Source organism: Klebsiella sp. 2-CIP_Kleb., assembly GCF_050378715.1.
Classification (GTDB): domain Bacteria; phylum Pseudomonadota; class Gammaproteobacteria; order Enterobacterales; family Enterobacteriaceae; genus Klebsiella; species Klebsiella quasipneumoniae.
On the sequence record NZ_JBNRLG010000002.1, the window covers coordinates 374,161 to 397,610 of the forward strand.

Consider the following 23,450-nt stretch of genomic DNA (forward strand, 5'->3'; position numbering starts at 1 on the left):
ATATTCCTCTTCTTAAAGCAGGCCTAGCGCGCTGGCCGCCATGCCAAACGCGACGGTTCCTAGCAGGATCCAGTTAATATTGACTCCCTTACGGATCAACTTGTACATCCCGAGGGTGAAAAGCAGCGGCAGCAGCGAAGGAAGAATTTTGTCAATAAACTCCTGCGCCTTCATGGTGGTCTGCCCGGCGGTAAAGCTGAGCGGGGTGGTGATATCTATCATGCTGGCGGTCATCGCGCCGACGACCATGAGGCCAACAATTGATGCGATATAGGTCACCCGGTCCATAAGGCCGCTTTGGTAAATTCTCATCAGCCAGGTCGTACCCGCCCGGTAGCCGAGCTTCAGGCCATACCAGCGGCACAAAAGATGCGGCAGGTTATAAACTAACAGCGCCAGTATCGGTCCCAGCAGGCTGCCCTGCTGGGCGAAATAGATACCCATCCCGGCGGCGATAACCTTTAATGACCCCCAGAAAATGGAGTCGCCGATGCCCGCCAGCGGTCCCATCAGGCTGGTTTTAATCGCGTTTATCGACTCCTCATTAAATTCGGGGTTACGCTGGTTCTCTTCTTCCATGGCAATCGACAGGCCGAAGATAAAGGTCGAGAGATGGGGCGTGGTGTTAAACAGCACCAGATGACGCTGCAGGGCGCGCCCCAGCTCCGTTGGGTCCTGATAGATACGCTTCAGGGCTGGCGACATGGCGAAGGCGTAGCCCATATGCTGCTGGCGCTCGTAGTTCCACGAGCCCTGTAGCGTAAAGGAGCGCCAGAACACGCTGCGTAAATCGCGGGCGGTGATGCGGCTTGCGTCATCGCTTTGCGGCTGGGTAGCGCCAGTCACAGTTTGCGTCATTTCGCTCATGATTAGCTCTCCTGCTGCTTAAGATTAAGGAACTGGCTGATGATAAATGCCAACACCACAGCGAACAGCGCAATGGCGATGATATCCAGTTTGGTATATGCCGCTATCAGAAATCCCAGACCGAGGTACGGCATCAGTTTGCTGCTGAGCATCATGCTGATCAGCAGGGCGAAGCCGAGCGCTGGCAGGATCTTACTGGCGACGATCAATCCGTTGGTTATCACCGGTGGAATGGCCTCCAGGAACCAGCTTACCGCCGAAGAACCAAGCAGAATGGCAAAAAAAACCGGTAGAAATCCGTTTAAAAAATAGAGTAGCGTCGGACCGGCGAGGTGCATCAGGCCGACCATTCGGGTATTACCCTGTGCCGCATAGCGATCCGCCAGATGACCAAAGCGGGCGTTCACCACGCGCACCAGGATGCCCAGCGTCTGCGCCAGCATTGAGACAGGGATGGCGATGGTGAGCGCAGCCTCCGGACCGCGGCCGGACATGATCGAAAACGCGGTGGCCAATACGGAGCCGGTCACGATATCTGGCGGGTGCGCGGCGCCGATGGCGACGTTGCCGAGGAAAATAAGCTCCAGCGTAGCGCCAATCAGAATCCCCTCATGCAAATTACCGCAGACCAGACCGGTGAGGGCGCACATCACCAGCGGTCGATCGATCATTGATACCCCAAGCAGGCGGCCATCAAGTATTCCCAGGGCGGCGATCAGGCCGAGTAACGTTGCGGTGAGCAACATAGTGACCTCCGAAGTTAAAGTTGGTCGTTAAGGAGTTCAGCCGAGTGGGCGGGTACCTGACGCATCTCCAGCCGAATGCCTTTTTCTTTTAGCGCTCTGCTATGGGCGATTTCCTCGTCGGTCAGATAGATGGCCTTGCCGAATTGTCTTGCCCCTTCCTTCTGTGGCAGACCACCGTAATTAATTGCGCTAATTTCCGGGATTTTTTCCACTAGCGCGAGGGTTTCCGCAGTATTGCCAAGGACCACCATGACTTTTTTATGATCCAACTTGCCGCTGTTAAGCTTTTCCGCCGCCTGTTCAACGGTGGCGATGTCCAGCGTGACGCCCGCTGGCTTTGCCAGGTTAAGCGACATCGTAATGAAGGCATCCGCCGCGGCTTTGGCGTTGGCGACGATGATATGGTCGATATCCAGCGCTCGGGTCCAGGCAAAAACCACCTGGCCGTGCAGCAGCCGATAATCAATGCGCACGAGTTTAATCATGAGATTCTCCCTGTGGGTCAGAGGATGGTTGTGTTATTAGAGGATTGATGAAAACAATGGATTCACGCGCCGCGCTGGTGGCGTAGATAATCGCGGCCTCGGTAGTGGCTTCTTCGCACAGCAGAAACTCCAGCAGCAGAGTCAGATTGATGCCGGCGACCACGAAAACGTTGCGATGTCGCATCAAGACGCTCACGGCGCTATTGTTAATACTGCCGCCAAGCAGGTCGGTGAAGATCACCACTTCATCACCATTCGCCTGGATGATGAGATGCTCCAGGGTTTGCTCCAGCTGTTCGGTGGTCACGATATCTTCGTCATAGGCGCAGACCGGGATAACGCCGTGTTCATCGCCAATCAGTAGCGACAAACTGTTCACCAGTCCGCGAGCAAAATGGCCGTGGCTGGCCACATAGATATGTTTCACCCGGTTTCTCCTTCATCCAGATAGCGGTATCTGTTAAGAGCAAAGGGCGTGCCAGAAATAAAAAATATTATTTATCAATTAATTAAACCAGCTGGTTCACACTAAAGGCGTTATTCCTGGCACAAGCGGGCTCATTAGCGCCAGAAACCTGGCACAAACGGCAGAAAAAGAGGGGAAAGAGTGGGGGAAGAAAGTCCCGGGCGAGACGCTGCTGCGCCATGGCCCGGGCGTTCCCGGCAGAAGGGAATTAAATCTCGGTAATGGTCGTCGACTGCGGCAGACGCGACTTCGGCAGGGTAGCGTTGAAATCTTCCACGCTATGGTGGCCAACCGGGACCACCACCAGGCTGGTGTAGCCCTTGGCTTTCAGGTCAAACTCCTCATCGAGGATCGCAAAATCAACCCCTTCGATCGGCACGGCGTCGAGGCCCATCGCCGCTACGCCCAGCAGGAAATTGCCGACGTTGAGATACACCTGCTTCGCCATCCACTGATCGTCATCTTTCAGCTCTTTGCGGTGCATATCGGCAAAGAAGGTGCGACCCTTGTGGTTAGCGGCTTTTGCGTCAGGAGTGGCGAAACGGCCATCGGCCTCTTCCTGATCCACGACGCGCTGCAGCCAGGCGTCGTCCATCGCGGTTTTCGCGCAGAACACCACCACGTGCGAGGCGTCAAGAATTTTACGTTCGTTGAACACGTAGGTACCGCTGGCGGCTTTCGCCACGCGGGCTTTGCCTTCATCGGTGCTGGCAACGATAAAGTGCCACGGCTGGGAGTTGGTGCTTGACGGGCTGTACTGCAGCAGCGTTTTCAGCTGTTCCGCTTCCCCGGCAGTCAGCTTTTTCGTGGCGTCAAAGGCCTTGGTGGAATAGCGCTTCAAAGCGACCGATACGATATCCATAACTCTTCCTCACAGTTTACAGCACCTTACCGGTGCGTTCAGGAGAGGAAGAGTACAGCGAAGATCGCAAAATGATAAGGGTGAAAAATGCGATAACACTTATCGCGTTTGGCTGAAAATCAGCGCGGACGCAGGCGCTGCTGCGCCTTTTTGCTCAGCTTGTTCACCACCTGGTGCCACGAATCGTCAATCAGCTCGGCCAGCAGATCCTCGCTGATGTCGTCGCCCGGCACCACCGTGATCCAGTGTTTCTTGTTCATATGGTAGCCGGGTTCGATACTGCGATAAATTTCCTGATTGAGCAGCGACTTCTGCGGCTCGGCCTTCAGGTTGACCAGCGCCCGCCCGCGAATGGTCATGGTGATCATAAAGATGCGGCTGTCGACCTTAAACACATCGTACTCCGGCCCAAAGGGCCAGCAGTGTTCGGTAAACGGGTAGGTCAGGGCGATACGGTGAGCGCAGGGATGCAGTGTTTCCGGCGTCATTAGGCGTCCGCCTCATGCAGGGCGTTCCACATGGCTTCAAAACCGAGGGCGATAATCTCCCGGGCGCGCTGCGGATCGTGGCTGGCGAATTCGATGGTGGTTTCCGCCAGCGACAAAAACAGGGCGTCGCCAAAGGCGCGATACGCCTCGCTGAGGAATATCTCTTTCACCGACAGCTGGCACATTTCGTTGAGCTCCGGAAAGCTCTCTTTCACCTGGCGGCGGGTTTCGTCAGTGATGCGCTCGCTGAGCGCCATACGGCGGATCGCCTTGTGCTCCATCGGGTTGCGCACGCCCCAGTCGATATAGCTGTTCCAGATATTGCGCGCATTCTCTTTCGGGCGCTTCTCGTCCGGATCCAGCCCAGCGATCATGGTGCGCACCAGGCGCAGCTTAATGGCGAGGTACAGTTCGTTGAGCAACTCATCCTTGGTAGCGAAATAGCGAAACAGCGTCCCCTCGGCCACACCGGCGCTGCGGGCGATGGCCGACGTCGAGGCGGCGATGCCGGACTGGGCGAAAGCCGCGGTGGCAGCTTCCAGTAACGCTTGCTTTTTATCTTCACTCTTTGGACGAGCCACTACTTTTTTCCTCACGCAGGTTTAAACAAACCGCCGATCTTTGCACGTCTGACCTGGTTGCTGCAACGGCGGAACGCAAAAATTGAAAATCGTCTTGACGACTTTCATCACATTCCTAATAATGAGTGCGTACTCACTCATAATCAAGTTATATCATAAAGCCTCCGGGATGGAGGCTTTTGTCTGGTCAGGATATGAACCGTGTCACTTTCAGCGTGGTCGCCATCATGTTACTCGCAGCAGCAACGACATTGCCGTTTGTCCTCAATGCCGGTTTTGGTAAGGCGCCGCAGGGGGCACAGCTTAGCCAGGTGGAAGCGTCCCCCCACTACCGGGATGGCCAGTTCCATAACCAGCTGCCCACGCCGGGGTTCACCGGGCAAAAGAATATGCTGGCGGCATGGTGGGATTTTTTGATGACCAAACGGGAAAACGCCCGTCCCGCGCAGCCGCTGCCGCTGGTGAAGACCGATCTGGCGACGCTGCCCCTCGGGCAGAACGTGATGGTCTGGCTCGGCCACTCCTCCTGGTATCTGCAGCTGGCGGGAAAACGCATCCTGATCGACCCGGTGTTCAGCGATTACGCGGCGCCGTTCTCCTTTATTAATAAAGCTTTTCCCGGCGACTATCCGTGGCGGGCGGAAGGGATGCCGGAGATCGATCTGCTGATCATCTCCCACGATCATTACGACCATCTGGATTACGCCACCATCCGCGCTCTGCTGCCGAAAATTAAGCGGGTCATTACGCCGCTGGGGGTTGGCTCGCACCTGCGTTACTGGGGGATGGACGGGGCGCTGATTACCGAAGCGGACTGGCAGCAGGCGATTCCGGTTAACGACGAGCTCACCGTCCACGTCCTGCCGGCGCGGCACTTTTCCGGCCGTGGGCTGAAGCGCAACCAGACGCTGTGGGCCAGTTTTCTGTTCGTTACCCCGCAGCAAAAGATTTATTACAGCGGCGACAGCGGCTATGGGCCGCACTTTAAAGCGATAGGCGATGAATTTGGTCCGGTCGATCTGGCGATCATGGAGAACGGGCAGTATGACCAGGACTGGAAATATATTCACATGATGCCGGATGAAACAGCTCAGGCCGCCGACGACCTGCGCGCTCGCGCGGTGCTGCCTGGGCATGCAGGACGATTCGTTTTGGCGAAACACAGCTGGGATGAACCGTATCAACGGCTGGCGGCTGCCAGCGAAGGAAGGGCCTGGCGTCTGCTGACGCCTGTGCAGGGCGAGCCGGTGTGGGTCGCCGATAAGACGCAATCATTTAACGCCTGGTGGCGCTAAGCGCCAGTGCAGTATCAGAGGAGAGAGCATATGACGATTTCCGCTCAGGTGATTGATACTATCGTCGAGTGGATTGATGAAAACCTGCATCAACCGCTGCGTATTGATGATATCGCTCGCCATGCCGGGTATTCGAAATGGCATCTGCAACGGCTGTTTTTACAGTATAAAGGGGAGAGCCTGGGGCGCTATATTCGCGAAAGGAAGCTGCTGCTGGCCGCCCGCGATCTGCGTGACACCGATCAGCGGGTCTACGATATCTGCCTGAAGTATGGCTTCGATTCGCAACAGACCTTTACCCGCGTCTTCACCCGGACCTTCAATCTGCCGCCGGGCGCCTACCGTAAAGAGAACCACAGTCGCGCCCACTGAGGCGCGCCCTTCCTGGTTTAGCGTTCGAGCGAAAACCAGCGACGCCACACCCAGCGCAGCACCAGATACTCAATGGCGCCCAGTGCTAAGAACCACAAACAAAACAACACCGTATAAAGCTGGTTGAGATCCATCATATGGAATGTCTCAACCAGCTTTTGCGCCAGCGTCAGGCCCAGCGACGGCGCGGGCAACAGCAGACAGGAGAGCAGAGCCAGGAGCAGGATCCCGGCGGCGGAGAGGAGCGTTTCCAGCGGATGTTTCATGTCATGTTAATCATCAGTTAAAAAACATATTGTCCGGCAAAATAATCCCTAACGCAATATGCTTTGTATTTTACTCGCCTTAATGCGCCTCTGTTTAATATTATGGTCTGCCTTTTATTCCCATGTTAATTAATCTGAAATAATTTGTAATTAAATTAAAATCAGTCTCCTGTAAATTACTGTCATTATTATGCCAGCGCTTTTACAAAACTATAAGTGCTATATCCCACCAGCGTGGCAGCGATGATGGCCAGCAAGATGTACAGCGCCAGACGGCGTCCGCGGTAGATTCCAAACATATTTAACCTCGTTTAGTTTTGGTTTATTAATATTCTGTAATAGTTGGCTCGTGGAATTAACTTACCACATATTTTTTATTTTGCGAAAAATTTAGGCTTGTATTGGTTCACATTTTTATCGGCTTTTTCGCCACCTTTTACTGCATTGGCCAGGAATGATTTCAGGCTTTCCGACTCACGGAATTTATAAGGAAAATGTAATTTGACCAAGATGAATAACCCAAAGTTTACGACGCCCTCGGGCGACACCGCGCCACGGCAGGTCTGGCAGCAGACCGTTGACGCAGTGCTGGCGCAGACCAAAAGCCAGGCCGCTGGGTTAAGTTCCGCAGACGCCGCCGAGCGCCTGAATAGCTGTGGGCCGAACGCGCTGCCGGAAAAGAAAGGGAAACCGGCCTGGCTGCGCTTTCTTGCCCACTTTAACGACGTACTGATTTACGTGCTGCTGGCCGCCGCGGCGCTGACCGCCATCATGGGGCACTGGGTCGATACCCTGGTGATCCTCGGCGTGACGGTGATTAACGCCCTGATCGGCCATATCCAGGAGAGCAACGCCGAAAAGTCCCTGCAGGGGATCCGCAACATGCTCTCCAGCGATGCCCGCGTCCAGCGTAACGGCAAACATGAGACTATCCCGACGCGCGACCTGGTTCCGGGGGATATCGTTATCCTGCGCGCCGGCGACCGCGTGCCGGCGGACATGCGGCTAATTGAAACGCACAACCTGCGGGTGGAAGAGGCGATCCTCACCGGCGAGTCGACGGTGGTGGATAAAATCACCGACGCGCTGGAAGGCGACCTGCCGCTGGGCGACCGGGTGAACATGGTCTTCTCCGGGACCACCGTCAGCGCCGGCGGCGGCGTCGGCGTGGTGACCGCCACCGGCGCGCAGACCGAACTCGGCCACATTAACCAGATGATGGCGGGCATTGAGAAGCACCGCACCCCGCTGCTGGTGCAGATGGATAAGCTCGGCAAAGCGATTTTCGTCATTATCCTCGCCATGATGGTGGCGCTGTTTATCTTCAGCCTCGCGCTGCGGGATATCCCGATGGGCGAGCTGCTGCTGTCGCTGATTAGCCTGGCGGTGGCCGCGGTACCGGAGGGGCTGCCGGCGATCATCTCAATTATTCTGTCGCTCGGCGTGCAGACGATGGCGCGCAAGCGGGCGATTATTCGTAAGCTGCCGACCGTGGAAACCCTCGGCGCCATGACCGTGGTTTGCTCGGATAAAACCGGCACCCTGACGATGAACGAAATGACCGTCAAGGCGATCATCACCGCCGACTGCTGCTACCGGGTGGAAGGCGACAGCTATGAGCCGCAGGGGCGGATCTTCCTTGAGGGGAGCGATGAGCCCGTGCAGGTTCAGCCGGGTACCGTGCTGGAGACCTGGCTGCGCACCATCGACCTGTGCAACGACAGCCAGCTTATCCAGGATGAGCGCGGCCTGTGGGGGATCACCGGCGGGCCAACCGAAGGGGCGCTGAAGGTGCTGGCGGCGAAAGCGCAGCTCCCGGCGGTGGAGGCCCGTCTGGTGGCCAAGATCCCCTTTGACTCGCAGTACAAATATATGTCCACGCTGCAGCACATCGATGGCGATGCCCGGGTGTTAATCACCGGTGCGCCGGACGTCATCTTCGGCATGTGCCGTGAGCAGATGAGCCGCCAGGGCGCGGTGCCGTTCGAGGCGCAGTACTGGGAAGAGGAGATGGCGCGCTTCGCCCGTCAGGGGCTGCGCATGGTGGCGGCGGCCTGTAAGCCGGCCAGCCTTGATGCCACCACGTTGAACCATGAGGATCTGCAGGAGGGACTGATTTTCCTCGGCATCGCCGGAATGATGGATCCGCCGCGTCCGGAAGCTATTGACGCTATCCACGCCTGCCAGACCGCCGGCATCCGCGTGAAGATGATCACCGGCGACCACCCGCAGACGGCGATGAGCATCGGCCAGATGCTGGGGATCACCAACAGCAGCCAGGCCATGACCGGCTACCAGCTGGAGCACATGGACGATGCGGCGCTGGCGAAGGCGGCGGTGGAGTACGACATCTTTGCCCGCACCAGTCCGGAGCATAAGCTGCGCCTGGTGAAAGCCCTGCAGGATAACGGCGAAGTGGTCGGCATGACCGGCGACGGCGTCAACGACGCGCCGGCGCTGCGCCAGGCCGACGTGGGTATCGCGATGGGTATCAAAGGTACCGAAGTCACCAAAGAGGCGGCTGACATGGTGTTGACCGATGATAACTTCGCCACCATCGCCAGCTCGGTAAAAGAGGGCCGTCGGGTCTATGACAACCTGAAGAAGACCATCCTCTTCATCATGCCGACCAACCTGGCGCAGGGGCTGCTGATCATCATCGCCCTGCTGGCGGGGAACATGATTCCGCTGACCCCGGTGCTGATCCTGTGGATGAACATGGCGACGTCGGCGACGCTCTCCTTCGGCCTGGCCTTTGAGGCCGCGGAGCGCAACGTGATGAACCGCCCGCCGCGTAAAACCGGCCAGCACGTGATGGATGGTTTCGCCGTGTGGCGGGTGGCTTTTGTCGGGTCTATGATTGCTATTGCCGCCTTTATCCTTGAGGCCTGGCTGGCACCGCGCGGTCACAGTCCGGAGTTTATCCGCACCGTGCTGCTGCAGATGCTGGTGACGGCGCAGTGGGTCTACATGATCAACTGCCGCAGCAGCGACAGCTTCTCCCTGAGCATGGGCCTGCTGCGTAACAAAGGCATCTGGCTGGTGACCGGTGTCCTGCTGCTGATGCAGCTGGTGATTATCTATGTCCCGCTGATGCAGAACATGTTTGGCACGGAAGCGCTGCCGCTGCGCTACTGGTTTGTCACCCTGGTCATCGGCATCGCCATGTTCCTGGTGGTGGAAATCGAGAAGCGTCTGACGCGCCGGTTCCGCAAAACGGCCTGATCGATCTCGCGCGCCTCGCCGCAGGCGCGCGTTACTGTCGCAAGGATCCCCTATGATTAAAACCTTCCGCTTTGCGCTGCTGGCTAGCGCCCTGGCCAGCAGCGCCCTGACGGCCACCGCCGCGCCGGCGGTGCCGGTCCGCGTCGCCACGGCCGAACTGGCTCCTCATGCTGAAGAACGCGCCATCCCCGGACGGGTCGAGGCAATCCGCGCCGTCGACATTCGCGCGCGCACCGAAGGGGTGATTGTTCAGCGCCACTTCCAGGACGGGCAGTATGTGACCGAGGGCGACCTGCTGTTTACCCTCGACGACGCACAGCCCCGCGCGGCGCTGGCCCTGGCGCAGGCCGAGCTGAAAAGCGCAGAGGCCTCATTACGCCAGTCGCAACAGCTGCTCACTCGCTACGAGCGACTCATCAACAACCACTCCATCAGCCGCAACGACGTCGACACAGCCCGGATGCAGCGCGACGTCGCCGCCGCCGCCGTGCAGCAGGCGAAAGCCCGCGTCGAGGCCCAGCAGATTGTGCTCAGTTATACCCGGATTGCGGCGCCGGTGACCGGACGGGTGGGCCACAGCGCCTTTCACGTCGGGACGCTGATTAACCCATCCAGCGGAGTGCTGGTGGACATTGTGCAGCTGGATCCGGTGCGGGTCTCGTTCGCCCTCGACGAAGCCGCGTTTTTCAGCAAAACCGGCCAGCATGCCGACATCCACGCTCTGAAGCAGGCGTGGCTGGCGCAGATTGACGTGGATGGCAAACGGCGCGATGGGGTGTTGACCTCCATCGATAACCGGATTGATGCCCGCACCGGCAGCGTGGCGGTGCGGGCGGAGTTCGCCAATCCGCAGCACCGTCTGCTGCCGGGGGGCAGCGTAACAATCCTGTTCCGTCCGCAGGAGCTGCAGTCACGGGTGATGATCCCGGCCGCCGCCGTGCAGCAGGATCCGCAGGGCTTTTTCAGCTGGGTGCTGAAGCCGGACCATACCGCCGGGCAGCGTCGTCTGACCCTCGCCGGGCAGCAGGGGCAGCAGTTTGCGGTTGAGAAAGGGCTGCAGGCGGGCGAGCAGGTGATCACCGACGGCGCGCAGCGTTTACGCGAAGGCGCCGCGGTACAGGTGCTGAACTAAGTAAGGAGAAGGGATGCTGACCTTTTTTATCCGTCGTCCGCGATTTGCCATGGTGATCGCGCTGCTGCTGACCTTTGTCGGCGCGGTGTCGCTGAAGCTGATCCCGGTGGAGCAGTACCCGGCGATCACGCCTCCGGTGGTGAACGTTACCGCCAGCTGGCCAGGCGCCAGCGCGTCAGACGTGGCGGAGGCTATCGCCGCCCCGCTGGAGACCCAGCTCAACGGCGTCGATCATATGCTGTATATGGAGTCCACCAGCTCGGATGAGGGAACGTACCGTCTGAGTATTACCTTCGCGGCGGGCACCGACGCCGACCTGGCGGCGATCGACGTGCAAAACCGGGTGTCGCAGGCGCTGGCTCAGCTCCCGGCGGAGGTGCAGCAGAATGGGGTCCAGGTACGCAAGCGCGCCAGCAACCTGCTGATGGGGGTGAGCCTCTACTCGCCGCTGGGCACGCTGTCGCCGCTGTTTGTCAGTAACTACGCCAGCACCCAGGTGCGCGAGGCGCTGGCGCGCCTGCCCGGCGTCGGTGAGGTGCAGATGTTTGGCGCCCGGGATTACAGTATGCGCATCTGGCTGCGTCCGGACCGCATGAACGCCCTCAACATCACCACGGATGACGTTGCCCAGGCGCTGCGCGAGCAGAATGTGCAGGGCGCGGCGGGGCAGGTGGGCACCCCGCCGGTATTCAACGGTCAGCAGCAGACGCTGACCATCAACGGGCTGGGGCGTCTGAACGAGGCGGCCAGCTTTGGCGAGATTATCCTCCGCCGCGGCGCGCAGGGGCAGCTGGTTCGCCTCGCTGACGTGGCGACCATTGAGCTGGGCGCCCGCAGCTACAGCTCCGGCGCGCAGCTGAACGGTAAAGCGTCGGCCTATCTGGGTATCTACCCGACGCCCACCGCCAATGCCCTGCAGGTCGCCAGCGCAGTGCGCGCTGAGCTTAACCGCCTGCACACCCGCTTTCCGGCGGATCTCACCTGGGAGGTGAAGTTCGATACCACCCGCTTTGTGGCGGCGACGATCAAAGAGATCGGCGTCTCGCTGGCGCTGACCCTGCTGGCGGTGGTCGTGGTGGTGTCGCTGTTCCTGCAGAGCTGGCGGGCGACGCTGATCGTAGTGCTGGCAATCCCTGTGTCACTGATCGGCACCTTTGCGGTGCTCTATCTGCTGGGCTACAGCGCCAACACCCTCAGCCTGTTCGCGATCATTCTCGCCCTGACGATGGTGGTGGATGACGCCATTGTGGTGGTGGAGAATGTCGAAACCAAAATGGCGGAAGGGCTGGATCGCCTGCAGGCCACCGCCCAGGCGCTGCGGCAGATTGCCGGGCCGGTGATCGCTACGACCCTGGTGCTGCTGGCGGTGTTTGTGCCGGTGGCGCTGCTCCCGGGGATCGTCGGCGAGCTGTACCGGCAGTTTGCCGTGACGCTCTCCACCGCGGTGGCCCTGTCGAGCCTGGTGGCGTTAACCCTAACCCCGGCCCTCTGCGCGCTACTGCTGCGCCCGCGTCCCGCCCGGCCGGCGGCGGTGTGGCGGGCGTTTAACCGTCTCCTCGACGGCACCCGCGACGGCTATGGCCGGCTGGTTGGCTGGATGAACCGCCGTCCCTGGCTGGCGCTGGCGGCGACGGTCGCGGCGGGCGCGCTGGTGGCGTTCAGCTTTAGCTCAATGCCGAAAGGCTTCCTGCCGCAGGAGGATCAGGGCTACCTGTTTGCCAGCGTACAGCTGCCGGAGGCGGCGTCGCTGGAGCGCACCGAAGCGGTGATGGCCCAGGCGCGCAAGCTGCTGACGGCTAACCCGGCGGTGGAGGATGTGATTCAGGTGTCCGGCTTTAACATTCTCAACGGCACCAGCGCCTCTAACGGCGGGTTTATCTCGGTAATGCTCAAGGACTGGCATCAGCGGCCGCCGCTGGATGCGGTGATGGCGGATATCCAGCGCCAGCTGCTGTCGCTGCCGGAGGCGACGATCATGACCTTCGCGCCGCCGACCCTGCCGGGCCTGGGCAATGCCTCAGGATTTGACCTGCGCATCCTGGCGCAGGCCGGTCAGTCGTCGGCGGAGCTGGAGCAGGTGACGCAGGAGATCCTTCAACTGGCGAAACAGCATCCGCAGCTGAGCCGGGTGTTTACCACCTGGAGCAGCAACGTGCCGCAGCTGACCCTGACGGTCGACCGCGACCGGGCGGCGCTGCTGGATGTGCCGGTGGCGCAGATCTTCAGCAGCCTGCAGACGGCGTTCGGCGGCACGCGCGCCGGCGATTTCAGCCTTAACAACCGTGTCTATCATGTGGTGATGCAAAATGAGATGCAGTGGCGCGAGCGGGCTGAGCAGATTAGCGAGCTGTACGTCCGCAGCCGCGACGGCGAGCGGGTGCGGCTGAGCAATCTGGTCACCATTACGCCGACGGTGGGGGCGCCGTTTATTCAGCAGTACAACCAGTTCCCGTCCGTGTCGGTGAGCGGTTCAGCGGCCGAGGGGGTCAGCAGCCGTACGGCGATGGCGGCTATGGAGCAGATTCTGCAGGCCCATCTGCCGCCGGGGTATGACTACGCCTGGAGCGGCATCTCCTGGCAGGAGCAGCAGACCGGCAATCAGGCGGTGTGGATCGTGCTGGCGGCGGTGGCGATGGCGTGGCTGTTCCTGGTGGCGCAGTATGAGAGCTGGACGCTGCCGGCGAGCGTCATGCTCTCGGTGCTGTTCGCCATTGGCGGAGCGCTGCTCTGGCTGTGGACGGCGGGCTATGCCAACGATGTGTATGTCCAGATAGGACTGGTGCTGCTGATCGCCCTGGCGGCGAAGAATGCGATTCTGATCGTTGAGTTTGCCCGCAGCCGGCGCGAAGAGGGATTGTCGATAGTCGACGCCGCGCGCGAGGGCGCCACCCGCCGCTTCCGCGCGGTGATGATGACCGCGGTGTCGTTTATTATCGGCATCATGCCGATGATGCTCGCCACCGGCGCCGGGGCGCAGAGCCGGCGGATCATCGGCACCACGGTGTTCAGCGGAATGCTGGTGGCGACGATGATTGGCATCCTGTTTATTCCTTCGCTGTATGTGCTGTTTCAGCGTATGCGCGAGTGGGCGCATCGGCGGGGGTAAGCGCGGCGCTACCGGTCGGTAACGGGGATACTCCAGGCTGCAACGACTACCGGGCGGTCCCCTCTCCCTTAGGGAGAGGGGGAGGGTGAGGGGGGGTTTTGCGTTCACGTTGCGTTTGGGCGTGAGCCCTGCCTTATCTGCCGACCTCCGGTTCGCCGATTTCAGCGGGAATCGGCCCTGCTGCACGCCCGTAGATTTCAGGGGCCATATCATAGCGAACAGACTCTGTAGGCCCGGTAAGCGCAGCGCCACCGGGCAAGGACATCGGGCACGGCGGCAATACCTTTCCCGGCCTGTCGTTAATTTATTCACTCTTCTGGCTGGAATGGCCGCCCCCAAACGCGCCCGCTATTTCCTCTCCACCGTTATCATGGTCACGAACGGATGATATTGCCACGGCACGCTGCCGCCTTTGCGGTACATCTTCGACAGGGTGCCGTCGAGATAAAGCATCTGCCGCACCCCAAGCTTTGACTGCGCATAGCAGGCAAAATCATAGAAGTTGGTCTCGCGATCGCTGAGCATAAACACCACCCGGCCTTGCTTATCGATGCCAACCCCGTTGCGCAGTTTGCGCGAGCTGGCGGAGGGCTTCAGCCGCCAGTTGATGACGCCATTCTCAATCAGCATCGGGCCGGACTGCACCGCATAGCGGATGGCGGGAGAGCGTTTGTACGCCGGCAGCGGCACGATTTTTGCCCGGCCGTTCTCCACCAGGAATACGCCGCCGGGGCGGATAAAGAAGTTCCCGCCGCCGGCGGAGCGGTTTACCGGCGTCAGGCGTTTGCCGTCTTCGATATACAGCCCCAGCGGCGCGTAGGCCTTATCGTAAATGCCGCCGTTCATCGCCATCTGCACCCGGCCATCGCCATCGATACCCGCCAGCAGCGAACGCAGGGAACCCCAGGCTTTACCGTGCCGATCCAGCCAGTACATTGCAATGCGCTCTTTCTGCGCATCCACCCGATAGCTCTGCAGGGTTAGCGTCGGGTCGGTGAGGGTACAGGCGGCGCTGGCGACGGCGGCCAGGGGCAGCAGCGCCAGGGGGAGCAGGCAGCGTAATAACATGGGCAATCCTTTCTATGGTCTGCGCCGAGTATACCCGCCTCGCTGTCTTATGCCGCCCAAATCTCACAGTGTTTTTGCACCAGCCCGGAAAGCGAACCGCCGTTGGCGATAAACTCGCGCATCTGCTGCGCCTCGCTGTGCGGCGATTTCGCCTGGCGAACGACCGCCTCCAGCGCCGCCGTCGCCTTCAGCTGATGGGCGAAAGGAGCCAGCCGGTCGGCGAGCTGCAGGATCTCCTGGCGGATGCTGCGCTGCTCCCCGCTGCGCACGTCGGTAAGGGTCCCGTCCAGCCCGTAGCGGCAGGCCTGATAGCGGTTAAAAGGGTACAGCAGATAATCATCAGGCTGGTGCTTAAAGGGGCGCTCCGTCAACAGCCAGCAGGCCAGGGTCTGTATAAAGCCGGCGATATGGATCGCCTGGGCGAGGGTCAGGGGAGTGTCCATCACCCGCACCTCGACGGTCCCAAACTGCGGGCTGGGGCGAATATCCCAGTGCAGATCTTTCATGCTGTCGATCATGCTGGTGTAGCTCAGCTGGCGGAACAGGCGACGAAACCCCTGCCAGTCGGCCACCCACGGCATCGGACCGTTGTCGGGATAAGAGGAGAAGCGGTTGAGGCGCGAACAGGCGAAGCGGCTGTCGGTGCTGTCGAACCACGGCGAGGCGGCGTTGAGGGCGATGAAGTGCGGCACAAAGCGCGACAAGCCGTGCAGCAGATAGATGGCGTCGTCGCCGCTCTGGCAGCCGACGTGCACATGCTGGCCAAAGACCGTCGCCTGCTGCGCCAGATAGCCAAAATGCTCGACGGTTTTGACATAGCGCGGATTGTCGCTGATCTGCTGACGCTGCCAGGCATGAAAGGGGTGGGAACCCCCGCCGCAGATCTGCAGATGATGATGCAGCGCCGCGCGCTGGACCGCCTGCTGGATGGCGCTGAGCTGGATTTGCGCATGGCTGATGTCGCGGCACACCCCGGTGGCGATCTCCAGCATGCTCTCGGTGATATCGTGCTTGGCTTCTCCCACGGTCAGCTCATGCTGGACGTCGGCAATCAGCGTCGAGGCATCCTGGCTGAGGTCGTAACCCGGCGGGTTCACCACCTGCAGCTCCAGTTCGATACCGAGGGTAAAAGGATCGGAGCGGTGAAAATCGGCTAAAGGCATAGTCTCTCCCGGTCGATGTGTTCCCTGAAGTATAGAAGGGATTGATCCCGACGGAGAATACGCCGCGGCGGAGGACGGGGATGAATAAAAAAGTGACGCAGAGTGATTATTTGAAATTTGCCATATAGCGACTGGTGCAATTCTGCAACATATTTCCCGCTGGCGGTGCGACGGAATAAGGTGCAATTATTTTCCCATAATTATCATGGTGATAATATAAGTCCTTCTTATTTTACCGGTCGGTTTTGGCCTATTATCGCCCGCGTAAGAGCTGGTACGCATTTTGCCTGTTAATCCGTGACACTTTATTTAACAGGGATCATGTGATGCACAAAAAGACGTTATTTTCGCGTGCCGGTCGTCTCGCCGTGGCGGTGAGCGGCGCACTGGCCCTGGCGGGCGCCGCCTTACCTGCCAACGCCTCCACGCTGCGGATCGCCATGACCGCCGCGGATATTCCGTTAACCCTCGGCCAGCCGGATCAGGGCTATGAGGGCAACCGCTTTACCGGCATCCCGCTGTACGACGCGCTGGTGGAGTGGGATCTGTCGCAAGGTGAAAAGCCCAGCGGTCTGGTGCCGGGGCTGGCGACCGAGTGGCACATCGATCCGCAGAACACCAGCCGCTGGATTTTCACCTTGCGTCCGGGCGTCAGGTTCCATGATGGGACGGAGGTGAACGCCGACGCCATCGTCTGGAACGTGGATAAGGTGCTGAATAAAGCGGCGCCGCAGTACGCCCCGGGGCAGATCGGCAACACCCTGTCGCGCATGCCGACCCTCACCGGCGCGGAGAAAATTGACGACCACACCGTGGCGCTGACCACCTCGGAACCGGACGCGCTGCTGCCGTACAACATCACCAACCTGTTTATTGTCTCGCCCACGGCGTGGCAGAAGCAGTATGACGCGGTGCCGGCCAGCGCGGGGGATAGCGCCGCGCGCAGCAAACAGGCATGGACCGCCTTCGCCGCCCATGCGGTGGGCAGCGGCCCGTTCAAACTGGAGAAGCTGGTGCCGCGTCAGCAGCTGATCCTCGCGAAAAACCCCGACTACTGGAACAAAGATCGCATTCCCCGGGTGGATAAGGTGGTGCTGATCCCTTTGCCGGAGGCCAACGCCCGCACCGCGGCGCTGCTGTCGAAGCAGGTGGACTGGATTGAAGCCCCGGCGCCGGACGCCATCGATCAGATCAAGTCTCAGGGTTTTCACCTTTACGCCAACACCCAGCCGCACCTGTGGCCCTGGCAGTTCTCCTTTGAAAAAGGATCGCCGTGGCAGGACATTCGGGTGCGCAAAGCGGCCAACCTGTGTCTGAACCGCGCCGAGCTGAAAAGCTACCTCGGCGGCTACATGACCGAGGCCACCGGGGTCTACGAGGCCGACAGCCCGTGGCATGGCAAACCCACCTTCCAGATCAAATATGACCCGGACGCCGCCCGTCAGCTGATGACCGAGGCTGGATACAGCGCCGGCAAGCCGCTGCACGTCACGGTGGCCACCTCGGCCTCCGGCTCCGGGCAGATGCAGCCTTTGCCGATGAACGAGTATATCCAGCAGAGCCTGAAGAGCTGCTTCTTCAATGTGGATATTAAAGTGGTGGAATGGAACACCCTGTTCACCAACTGGCGCCTGGGCGCCCGGGATCCCTCGGCAAAAGGGATCGACGCGATCAACGTCAGCGCCGCGGTCAATGATCCCTATTTTGGCCTGATCCGCTTCTCGACCGCCAAAGCGTTTCCGCCGGTGGCGACCAACTGGGGCTACTTCGCCACCCCAGAGACGGAAAAACTCGCCGCCGCCGTCAAGCACGCCTTTACCCCGGAAGCGATGAATAAAGCCGCCGGCGATCTGCACGCCGCGCTGGTGGATCAGGTGCCGTTCCTGTTTGTCGCCCACGACGTCGGGCCGCGCGCGATTTCGCCCGCGGTGACCGGAGTGGTGCAACCGCAGAGCTGGTTTATCGACCTCAGCCTGGTGAGCAAAAAAGAGTAATCGCGAAAGGGGCAACCGATGATCAATACGCTGCTATACCGCATTCTGCTGGCTATCCCCACCATGCTTGGGGTGGCGGTGATCTGTTTCATGCTGGTGCAGATCGCGCCGGGCGACCCGCTGGTGTCGGTGATGCCGCCGGACGCCTCGGAGGCGCTACGCCAGACGCTGATGCAGGCCTACGGCTTTGATAAGCCGCTGCCTCTGCAGTTTATCCACTGGCTGTGGCGGGCACTGCACGGCGACCTCGGTATGTCGGTCGCCACCGGCCGCCCGGTGATAGACGAGGTGATGACCGCAGTGGCTTACTCCCTGCGCCTGGCGCTGCTGGCGACGGCGATCGGCTTCGTCCTCGGCAGCCTGTTTGGCTTTGTCGCCGGCTATTTTCGCAACAGCGTCATTGACCGTCTGGCCTCGGTGTTGTCGGTGTTTGGCGTCAGCGTGCCGCATTACTGGCTGGGGATGCTGTTGGTGATCCTCTGCAGCGTCAAGTTCGCGCTGCTGCCGGCCACCGGCGGCGGGCCGATAGGCGAGGTGGGCTGGCAATGGGACTGGGCGCACCTGCAGTTCATGCTGCTGCCGGCCATCACGCTGTCGGTGATCCCGACCGGGATTATCGCCCGCACCGTGCGCTCGCAGGTAGCCGATATCCTCAGCCAGGAGTTTATCGTTGGCCTGCGCGCCCGCGGCCTTAACGAATCGCGCATCTTTGTCCACGTCATGAAAAATGCCGCGCCAACCGCGCTGGCGGTGATGGGGCTGCAGGTGGGCTATCTGATGGGCGGCTCGATCCTCGTGGAGACCGTCTTCTCCTGGCCGGGGACCGGGCTGCTGCTCAACACCGCCATCTTTCAGCGCGACTTGCCCCTGCTGCAGGGTACTATCTGGGTGCTGGCGCTGTTTTTCGTGTTGCTCAACCTGTTGGTGGATATTCTGCAGGCCACCCTCGACCCGCGCATTAAGAGGAGCTGACCATGGTGGATACGGCAACGACGAAAGCGGTCCCGGCCGCGCCGGCCAACGCTTCCCGGCAAGGTTACTGGCGCGGCGTGCTGCGCCGCTTACTGCGCGATCCCGGCGGCGTGGTGGTGGGGGTAGTGATCCTGCTGCTGCTGGCCCTGGCGCTGTTAGGGCCATGGCTTATCGTCAAAGACCCCTATCAAACGTCAATGTTCCTGCGCCTGAAGCCCATCGGCAGCGACGGCTTCCCGCTGGGCTCTGATGAGCTGGGGCGCGACATGCTGTCGCGACTGATTCTCGGCACCCGGCTGTCGCTGTTTATGGGGATTGTCCCGGTGGTGTTCGCCTTTTTTATCGGCGGCGCCATCGGGATCATCGCCGGCTACATGGGCGGCAAAATCAATACCGTGATTATGCGCACCGTGGATGTGTTCTATGCCTTTCCCTCGGTCCTGCTGGCGATTGCGCTGTCGGGGGCGCTGGGGGCGGGCATCGGCAATGCGCTGCTGTCGCTGACCCTGGTGTTTGTCCCGCAGGTGGCGCGGATTGCCGAGAGCGTGATCGCCCAGGTACGGCATATGGACTATATCGACGCCGCCCGGGCCACCGGCGCCAGCGCATTGACCATTATCCGCGTCCAGGTGCTGGGTAACGTGCTCGGGCCGATCTTCGTCTTCTCCACCGGGCTGATTTCGGTGTGCATGATCCTCGCCTCCGGCCTGTCGTTTCTCGGCCTCGGCGTGCGGCCGCCGGAGCCCGAGTGGGGGCTGATGCTCAATACCCTGCGCACGGCAATCTATACCCAGCCGTGGGTGGCCGCCCTGCCGGGCCTGATGATTTTTATCACCTCCATTTCGTTCAATATCCTCGCGGACCGCCTGCGTGCGGCAATGGCGATTAAGGAGTAAGCGATGCAACCCTTTATCAATATCGATCTCGGCGGGCCGGCGCAGCCGCTGCTGAAGGTCAATCACCTGCTGAAGTACTTCCGCGGCGGCAAAGGCCGGGAGGTGGTCCAGGCGGTGGACGATATCAGCTTCACGGTGATGAAAGGTGAAACCCTGGGGGTGGTCGGCGAGTCGGGCTGCGGCAAATCGACCACCGCCCGACTGCTGATGCAGCTGCTCACCCAGGACAGCGGCGAACTGATCTTCGACGGGCTGGAGGTTGGCTCGTCGCGTCTGCCCATGAAAGCCTACCGTCGCCAGGTGCAGATGGTTTTCCAGGATAGCTATGCCTCGCTCAATCCGCGCATGACCATGGAGGAGAGCATCGCCTTCGGCCAGCGCGTCCACGGCGTCAGCGCCAGAGAGGCCAGCGAATACGCCCGCTATCTGCTGGCGCACGTCGGCCTTGAACCGGCGCGCTTTGCCGACCGCTACCCGCATGCGCTCTCCGGCGGCCAGCGGCAGCGGGTGAATATCGCCCGCGCGCTGGCGATGAAGCCGCGGCTGGTCATTCTTGATGAGGCGGTGTCGGCGCTGGATAAATCGGTGGAAGCCCAGGTGCTGCAGCTGCTGCAGGAGCTAAAACGCACCCTCGAGCTGACCTATGTGTTTATCAGCCACGATCTGCACGTGGTTCGCTGGCTGTCGGATCGGATCCTCGTTATGTACCTTGGCGAAGTGGTAGAGATCGGCCCGGCGGAGCAGCTGTTTACCGCCTCCGCCCACCCCTATACCCGGGCGCTGTTAAGCTCCATGCCCTCCATGGACCCGGAACACCGCACCCTGACCTCGCCGCTGAGCGGCGATCCCCCCAGCCCCATCGCGCCGCCGAGCGGCTGTCGCTTTCACACCCGCTGCCCGCATGCGAAGGCGGTCTGCGCCGAAGTGAAACCGCGGCTGGAGGCGGTCGGGGAGGGGCACCAGAGCGCCTGCCTGATGGCGCAGCCGGCCTCGCTCTGGCATCAGAGCATCCCCCTTAAGGAGGTCAGCCATGTCGGATAACGCCTTTGTCCATGTGCGCGATCTGCGGGTCGTCTTTCGCCGCGACGGGCAGACCATCAACGCGGTCAACGGGGTCTCCTTTGACGTACAAAAGGGGGAGGTGATGGCGCTGATTGGCGAGTCGGGTTCCGGCAAGAGCGTGACCCTGCGGGCGCTGATGCGCCTGCACCCGCCGGGGAGCAGTGAGCTCTCCGGCACCCTGCGGGTGGGTGACGACGCGGTGCTGACGATGAGCGCCAGCCAGCTGCGGCGCTACCGCGGCGGGCGCTGCGCGATGATTTTTCAGGAGCCGCTGCTGGCCTTCGACCCGGTCTACACCGTTGGGCAGCAGATTATTGAAGGGCTGCGTCGCCACGAAGGGCTGTCGCGCCAGGCGGCCCGGGACAGGGCACTGGAGGCCCTGCGCCAGGTGCGCATTCCCAGCCCCGAGCGGCGGCTGGACGCTTACCCGCACGAGATGTCCGGCGGGATGCGCCAGCGGGCGATGATCGCCCTCGCGCTCTCCTGTAACCCGCAGCTGCTGCTGGCGGATGAGCCGACCACCGCCCTCGACGCCACGGTGCAAATCCAGATCCTGATCCTGCTGCGCGAGCAGCAAAAGCAGCGCGGGCTGTCGATCGTGTTTGTGACCCACGACATCGGCGCCGCGGTGGAGATCGCCGACCGGGTGGCGGTGATGTACGCCGGGCGGATCGTCGAGGAGGCTTCTATGAGTGAGATCCTGCGCCACCCACGCCATCCTTATACCCGGGTGCTGCTGGGCAGCCGGCCGAAAGAGGGGCTTAAGAAAGGCGATGCCCTGCACTGCATTCCCGGCGCGCCGCCGGATCTGGCGCGCTTGCCGCCCGGCTGCGCCTTTGCCGAGCGCTGCCCGCACCGTCGCCCGGTCTGCGAGCAGAGCCTGCCGCCGACGGAATCCGTCGCGGAGCGCCATGCGGTGAGTTGCCACCGCTGGCGCGAGCTGGCGATTGACGCCAACGCGCAGGCCCTGGCCGTCTGACCGGCGGCAACACACCACGATGAAGACCAGGCGCTGATGCCTTTTTTCCCACCGCCGGTTGCGCTGGCGGCGACCTTGATGTCAGGAGACCACCATGAGCTGTGATGTACTTTTTACCCCCGCCACCGACACCACCGGCTGGCGCATCAATGGCGACCGCCTGTGGGCGTCGTTAATGGATCTCGCGCAGATCGGCGCCACGCCGAAGGGCGGCTGCCGCCGTCTGACCCTCACCGACCTCGACCGTCAGGGGCGGGACCGGGTGATTGGCTGGGCGCGGGAGGCCGGGATGAGCGTCACCATCGATAAAATCGGCAATGTGTTTATGCGTCGGGAAGGGCGCAACCCCAGCCTGCCGCCCATCGTCTCTGGCAGCCATATCGACACCCAGCCCACCGGCGGCAAATTTGACGGCAACTACGGCGTGCTGGCGGCGCTGGAGGTGGTGCGCACGCTCAACGATCTGCAGATTGCCACCGAGGCGCCGATTGAGGTGGTGTTCTGGACCAACGAAGAGGGGTCGCGCTTTGTGCCGGTGATGATGGGCTCCGGGGTCTTTGCCGGGGTCTTCCCGCTGGAGGAGACCTGGGCCGTCACGGATAAAGAGGGCGTCAGCGTCGGCGAGGCGCTGGCGCAGATCGGCTATATCGGCGAGCAGACCCCGGGAGAGCATCCCGTAGGCGCCTATTTTGAGGCGCACATTGAGCAGGGGCCGATTCTCGAAGATGAAGCGAAAACCATCGGTATCGTGCAGGGCGTGCTGGGGATCCGCTGGTACGACTGCGTGGTGACCGGTCAGGCGTCGCATGCCGGGCCCACGCCGATGCGCCTGCGTCAGGATGCCCTGCAGGTGGCGACCCGCATTATGCAGGAGGTGGTAGCGATTGCCGGACGCAGCGAAGAGGGACGCGGCACCGTCGGCAGCGTGCAGGTGTGGCCCAACAGCCGCAACGTGGTGCCCGGAGAGGTCACCTTCTCCATTGATATGCGCAATCTCAGCGATGCGCTGGTGGATGAAATGGATCGCCAGCTGCGGGCGTTTATCGCGGAGGTTGAGCGGGAAAGCGGTCTGCAGGTGGCCCTGAAGCAGGTGAGCCACTATCCGGCGGCGCCCTTCGATGGCGAATGCCAGCAGGCCATTGCCGATGCCGCGCAGCGGCTGGGCTACCCGGCGCGGCCGATCGTCTCCGGCGCCGGGCATGACGCAGTGTATATGAGCTACCTGGCGCCGACCGGGATGATTTTTATCCCCTGCAAGGATGGGATCAGCCATAACGAAATGGAGTATGCCTCGCCGGAGCACGTCGCCGCCGGCGCCAACGTGCTGCTGCAGGTGATGCTCCAGTACGCGCGGCCGCTGTAGGCGGTCGCCATCCCCGGCGGGGCGACCTGTTTCCAGCCGTTTGTCATGTGGTAGCCCGGGTC

At 61.3% G+C, this 23,450-nt stretch carries 21 protein-coding genes; 11 read left to right on the top strand and 10 right to left on the bottom strand.

Going from position 1 to position 23,450, the window contains the following annotated elements:
- Window positions 1–12: 12 nt before the first annotated feature.
- The 7 genes from ACQUTP_RS09735 to ACQUTP_RS09765 all read right to left on the bottom strand — a co-directional run bounded on the left by ACQUTP_RS09735 (window position 13) and on the right by ACQUTP_RS09765 (window position 4,495).
- Window positions 13–867 (bottom strand): PTS system mannose/fructose/sorbose family transporter subunit IID, encoded by an 855-nt coding sequence (locus tag ACQUTP_RS09735; RefSeq protein WP_004176976.1) that lies wholly within the window; start codon window positions 865–867, stop codon window positions 13–15.
- Window positions 868–869: 2 nt separating this feature from the next.
- Window positions 870–1,613, bottom strand: coding sequence for a PTS mannose/fructose/sorbose/N-acetylgalactosamine transporter subunit IIC (locus ACQUTP_RS09740; RefSeq protein WP_004183295.1), 744 nt, complete (start codon window positions 1,611–1,613; stop codon window positions 870–872).
- A 14-nt stretch (window positions 1,614–1,627) separates the two neighbouring features.
- Window positions 1,628–2,098 carry a PTS sugar transporter subunit IIB gene (locus ACQUTP_RS09745; protein WP_004202482.1) on the bottom strand — a complete coding sequence of 157 codons (471 nt, stop codon included), beginning with the start codon at window positions 2,096–2,098 and terminating at the stop codon, window positions 1,628–1,630.
- Window positions 2,091–2,525: a PTS sugar transporter subunit IIA gene (locus ACQUTP_RS09750; protein WP_285755624.1), complete on the bottom strand. Its 435-nt coding sequence runs from the start codon at window positions 2,523–2,525 to the stop codon at window positions 2,091–2,093. Before ACQUTP_RS09750 ends, ACQUTP_RS09745 begins: the two co-directional genes overlap by 8 nt.
- A 247-nt stretch (window positions 2,526–2,772) precedes the next feature.
- Window positions 2,773–3,426 (bottom strand): oxygen-insensitive NAD(P)H nitroreductase, encoded by a 654-nt coding sequence (gene nfsB, locus ACQUTP_RS09755; protein ID WP_004202485.1) that lies wholly within the window; start codon window positions 3,424–3,426, stop codon window positions 2,773–2,775.
- 119 nt (window positions 3,427–3,545) lie between these two features.
- A complete protein-coding gene (locus ACQUTP_RS09760) occupies window positions 3,546–3,914 on the bottom strand; it encodes an MmcQ/YjbR family DNA-binding protein (RefSeq protein ID WP_285755626.1) in 369 nt (122 codons plus the stop codon).
- Window positions 3,914–4,495 carry a TetR/AcrR family transcriptional regulator gene (locus ACQUTP_RS09765; protein WP_017899014.1) on the bottom strand — a complete coding sequence of 194 codons (582 nt, stop codon included), beginning with the start codon at window positions 4,493–4,495 and terminating at the stop codon, window positions 3,914–3,916. Before ACQUTP_RS09765 ends, ACQUTP_RS09760 begins: the two co-directional genes overlap by 1 nt.
- 179 nt (window positions 4,496–4,674) lie before the next feature.
- On the opposite strand from ACQUTP_RS09765, the gene ACQUTP_RS09770 reads away from it, so the two are divergent.
- Both ACQUTP_RS09770 and ACQUTP_RS09775 read left to right on the top strand, forming a co-directional pair.
- The gene (locus tag ACQUTP_RS09770) at window positions 4,675–5,790 is read left to right on the top strand and encodes an MBL fold metallo-hydrolase (protein ID WP_074404017.1); all 1,116 of its coding nucleotides are present in this window, start codon (window positions 4,675–4,677) and stop codon (window positions 5,788–5,790) included.
- 30 nt (window positions 5,791–5,820) lie between these two features.
- Window positions 5,821–6,162, top strand: coding sequence for a RamA family antibiotic efflux transcriptional regulator (locus tag ACQUTP_RS09775; protein WP_049116895.1), 342 nt, complete (start codon window positions 5,821–5,823; stop codon window positions 6,160–6,162).
- Between the two features lie 17 nt (window positions 6,163–6,179).
- Here the strand turns inward: ACQUTP_RS09775 and ACQUTP_RS09780 are convergent, their stop codons facing one another.
- Window positions 6,180–6,428 carry a DUF1158 domain-containing protein gene (locus ACQUTP_RS09780; RefSeq protein ID WP_002893037.1) on the bottom strand — a complete coding sequence of 83 codons (249 nt, stop codon included), beginning with the start codon at window positions 6,426–6,428 and terminating at the stop codon, window positions 6,180–6,182.
- Between the two features lie 501 nt (window positions 6,429–6,929).
- Between ACQUTP_RS09780 and ACQUTP_RS09785 the strand changes: the two genes are divergently transcribed.
- The 3 genes from ACQUTP_RS09785 to ACQUTP_RS09795 are packed head-to-tail and all read left to right on the top strand — an operon-like array spanning window position 6,930 to window position 13,891.
- Window positions 6,930–9,653 carry a cation-transporting P-type ATPase gene (locus ACQUTP_RS09785; RefSeq protein ID WP_017899015.1) on the top strand — a complete coding sequence of 908 codons (2,724 nt, stop codon included), beginning with the start codon at window positions 6,930–6,932 and terminating at the stop codon, window positions 9,651–9,653.
- 52 nt (window positions 9,654–9,705) lie between these two features.
- Window positions 9,706–10,785: an efflux RND transporter periplasmic adaptor subunit gene (locus tag ACQUTP_RS09790; RefSeq protein WP_004202498.1), complete on the top strand. Its 1,080-nt coding sequence runs from the start codon at window positions 9,706–9,708 to the stop codon at window positions 10,783–10,785.
- Window positions 10,786–10,798: 13 nt separating this feature from the next.
- Window positions 10,799–13,891: an efflux RND transporter permease subunit gene (locus ACQUTP_RS09795; protein WP_285755629.1), complete on the top strand. Its 3,093-nt coding sequence runs from the start codon at window positions 10,799–10,801 to the stop codon at window positions 13,889–13,891.
- 348 nt (window positions 13,892–14,239) lie between these two features.
- On the opposite strand, the gene ACQUTP_RS09800 is transcribed toward ACQUTP_RS09795, so the two are convergent.
- Window positions 14,240–14,959 carry a phosphodiester glycosidase family protein gene (locus ACQUTP_RS09800; RefSeq protein ID WP_004202500.1) on the bottom strand — a complete coding sequence of 240 codons (720 nt, stop codon included), beginning with the start codon at window positions 14,957–14,959 and terminating at the stop codon, window positions 14,240–14,242.
- 47 nt (window positions 14,960–15,006) lie between these two features.
- Window positions 15,007–16,122 carry a YbdK family carboxylate-amine ligase gene (locus tag ACQUTP_RS09805; protein ID WP_004202501.1) on the bottom strand — a complete coding sequence of 372 codons (1,116 nt, stop codon included), beginning with the start codon at window positions 16,120–16,122 and terminating at the stop codon, window positions 15,007–15,009.
- Window positions 16,123–16,448: 326 nt separating this feature from the next.
- On the opposite strand from ACQUTP_RS09805, the gene ACQUTP_RS09810 reads away from it, so the two are divergent.
- From ACQUTP_RS09810 to ACQUTP_RS09835, 6 genes are all read left to right on the top strand, one after another.
- Entirely contained in the window at window positions 16,449–18,116 is a 1,668-nt protein-coding gene (locus tag ACQUTP_RS09810; RefSeq protein WP_048323285.1) for an ABC transporter substrate-binding protein, read from the top strand.
- Window positions 18,117–18,134: 18 nt separating this feature from the next.
- Window positions 18,135–19,088 (top strand): ABC transporter permease, encoded by a 954-nt coding sequence (locus ACQUTP_RS09815; RefSeq protein WP_017899019.1) that lies wholly within the window; start codon window positions 18,135–18,137, stop codon window positions 19,086–19,088.
- A gap of 2 nt (window positions 19,089–19,090) precedes the next feature.
- Window positions 19,091–19,984, top strand: coding sequence for an ABC transporter permease (locus tag ACQUTP_RS09820; protein WP_285755630.1), 894 nt, complete (start codon window positions 19,091–19,093; stop codon window positions 19,982–19,984).
- Window positions 19,985–19,987: 3 nt separating this feature from the next.
- Window positions 19,988–21,025 carry an ABC transporter ATP-binding protein gene (locus tag ACQUTP_RS09825; protein ID WP_017899021.1) on the top strand — a complete coding sequence of 346 codons (1,038 nt, stop codon included), beginning with the start codon at window positions 19,988–19,990 and terminating at the stop codon, window positions 21,023–21,025.
- Entirely contained in the window at window positions 21,015–22,025 is a 1,011-nt protein-coding gene (locus ACQUTP_RS09830; protein ID WP_017899022.1) for an ABC transporter ATP-binding protein, read from the top strand. The genes ACQUTP_RS09825 and ACQUTP_RS09830 overlap by 11 nt, the downstream gene beginning before the upstream one ends.
- Before the next feature lie 94 nt (window positions 22,026–22,119).
- A complete protein-coding gene (locus tag ACQUTP_RS09835; protein ID WP_032455679.1) occupies window positions 22,120–23,388 on the top strand; it encodes a Zn-dependent hydrolase in 1,269 nt (422 codons plus the stop codon).
- Window positions 23,389–23,450 lie beyond the last annotated feature (62 nt).

Bases quoted from the DNA above. Each gene is read 5' to 3' on its own strand.
- ACQUTP_RS09805 (WP_004202501.1), bottom strand. From the start codon at position 16,122: ATGCCTTTAGCCGATTTTCACCGCTCCGATCCTTTTACCCTCGGTATC.
- ACQUTP_RS09780 (WP_002893037.1), bottom strand. From the start codon at position 6,428: ATGAAACATCCGCTGGAAACGCTCCTCTCCGCCGCCGGGATCCTGCTC.
- ACQUTP_RS09795 (WP_285755629.1), top strand. From the start codon at position 10,799: ATGCTGACCTTTTTTATCCGTCGTCCGCGATTTGCCATGGTGATCGCG.
- ACQUTP_RS09740 (WP_004183295.1), bottom strand. From the start codon at position 1,613: ATGTTGCTCACCGCAACGTTACTCGGCCTGATCGCCGCCCTGGGAATA.
- ACQUTP_RS09745 (WP_004202482.1), bottom strand. From the start codon at position 2,098: ATGATTAAACTCGTGCGCATTGATTATCGGCTGCTGCACGGCCAGGTG.
- ACQUTP_RS09800 (WP_004202500.1), bottom strand. From the start codon at position 14,959: ATGTTATTACGCTGCCTGCTCCCCCTGGCGCTGCTGCCCCTGGCCGCC.
- ACQUTP_RS09790 (WP_004202498.1), top strand. From the start codon at position 9,706: ATGATTAAAACCTTCCGCTTTGCGCTGCTGGCTAGCGCCCTGGCCAGC.
- ACQUTP_RS09830 (WP_017899022.1), top strand. From the start codon at position 21,015: ATGTCGGATAACGCCTTTGTCCATGTGCGCGATCTGCGGGTCGTCTTT.
- ACQUTP_RS09810 (WP_048323285.1), top strand. From the start codon at position 16,449: ATGCACAAAAAGACGTTATTTTCGCGTGCCGGTCGTCTCGCCGTGGCG.
- nfsB (WP_004202485.1), bottom strand. From the start codon at position 3,426: ATGGATATCGTATCGGTCGCTTTGAAGCGCTATTCCACCAAGGCCTTT.
- ACQUTP_RS09760 (WP_285755626.1), bottom strand. From the start codon at position 3,914: ATGACGCCGGAAACACTGCATCCCTGCGCTCACCGTATCGCCCTGACC.
- ACQUTP_RS09820 (WP_285755630.1), top strand. From the start codon at position 19,091: ATGGTGGATACGGCAACGACGAAAGCGGTCCCGGCCGCGCCGGCCAAC.
- ACQUTP_RS09815 (WP_017899019.1), top strand. From the start codon at position 18,135: ATGATCAATACGCTGCTATACCGCATTCTGCTGGCTATCCCCACCATG.
- ACQUTP_RS09835 (WP_032455679.1), top strand. From the start codon at position 22,120: ATGAGCTGTGATGTACTTTTTACCCCCGCCACCGACACCACCGGCTGG.
- ACQUTP_RS09825 (WP_017899021.1), top strand. From the start codon at position 19,988: ATGCAACCCTTTATCAATATCGATCTCGGCGGGCCGGCGCAGCCGCTG.
- ACQUTP_RS09735 (WP_004176976.1), bottom strand. From the start codon at position 867: ATGAGCGAAATGACGCAAACTGTGACTGGCGCTACCCAGCCGCAAAGC.
- ACQUTP_RS09775 (WP_049116895.1), top strand. From the start codon at position 5,821: ATGACGATTTCCGCTCAGGTGATTGATACTATCGTCGAGTGGATTGAT.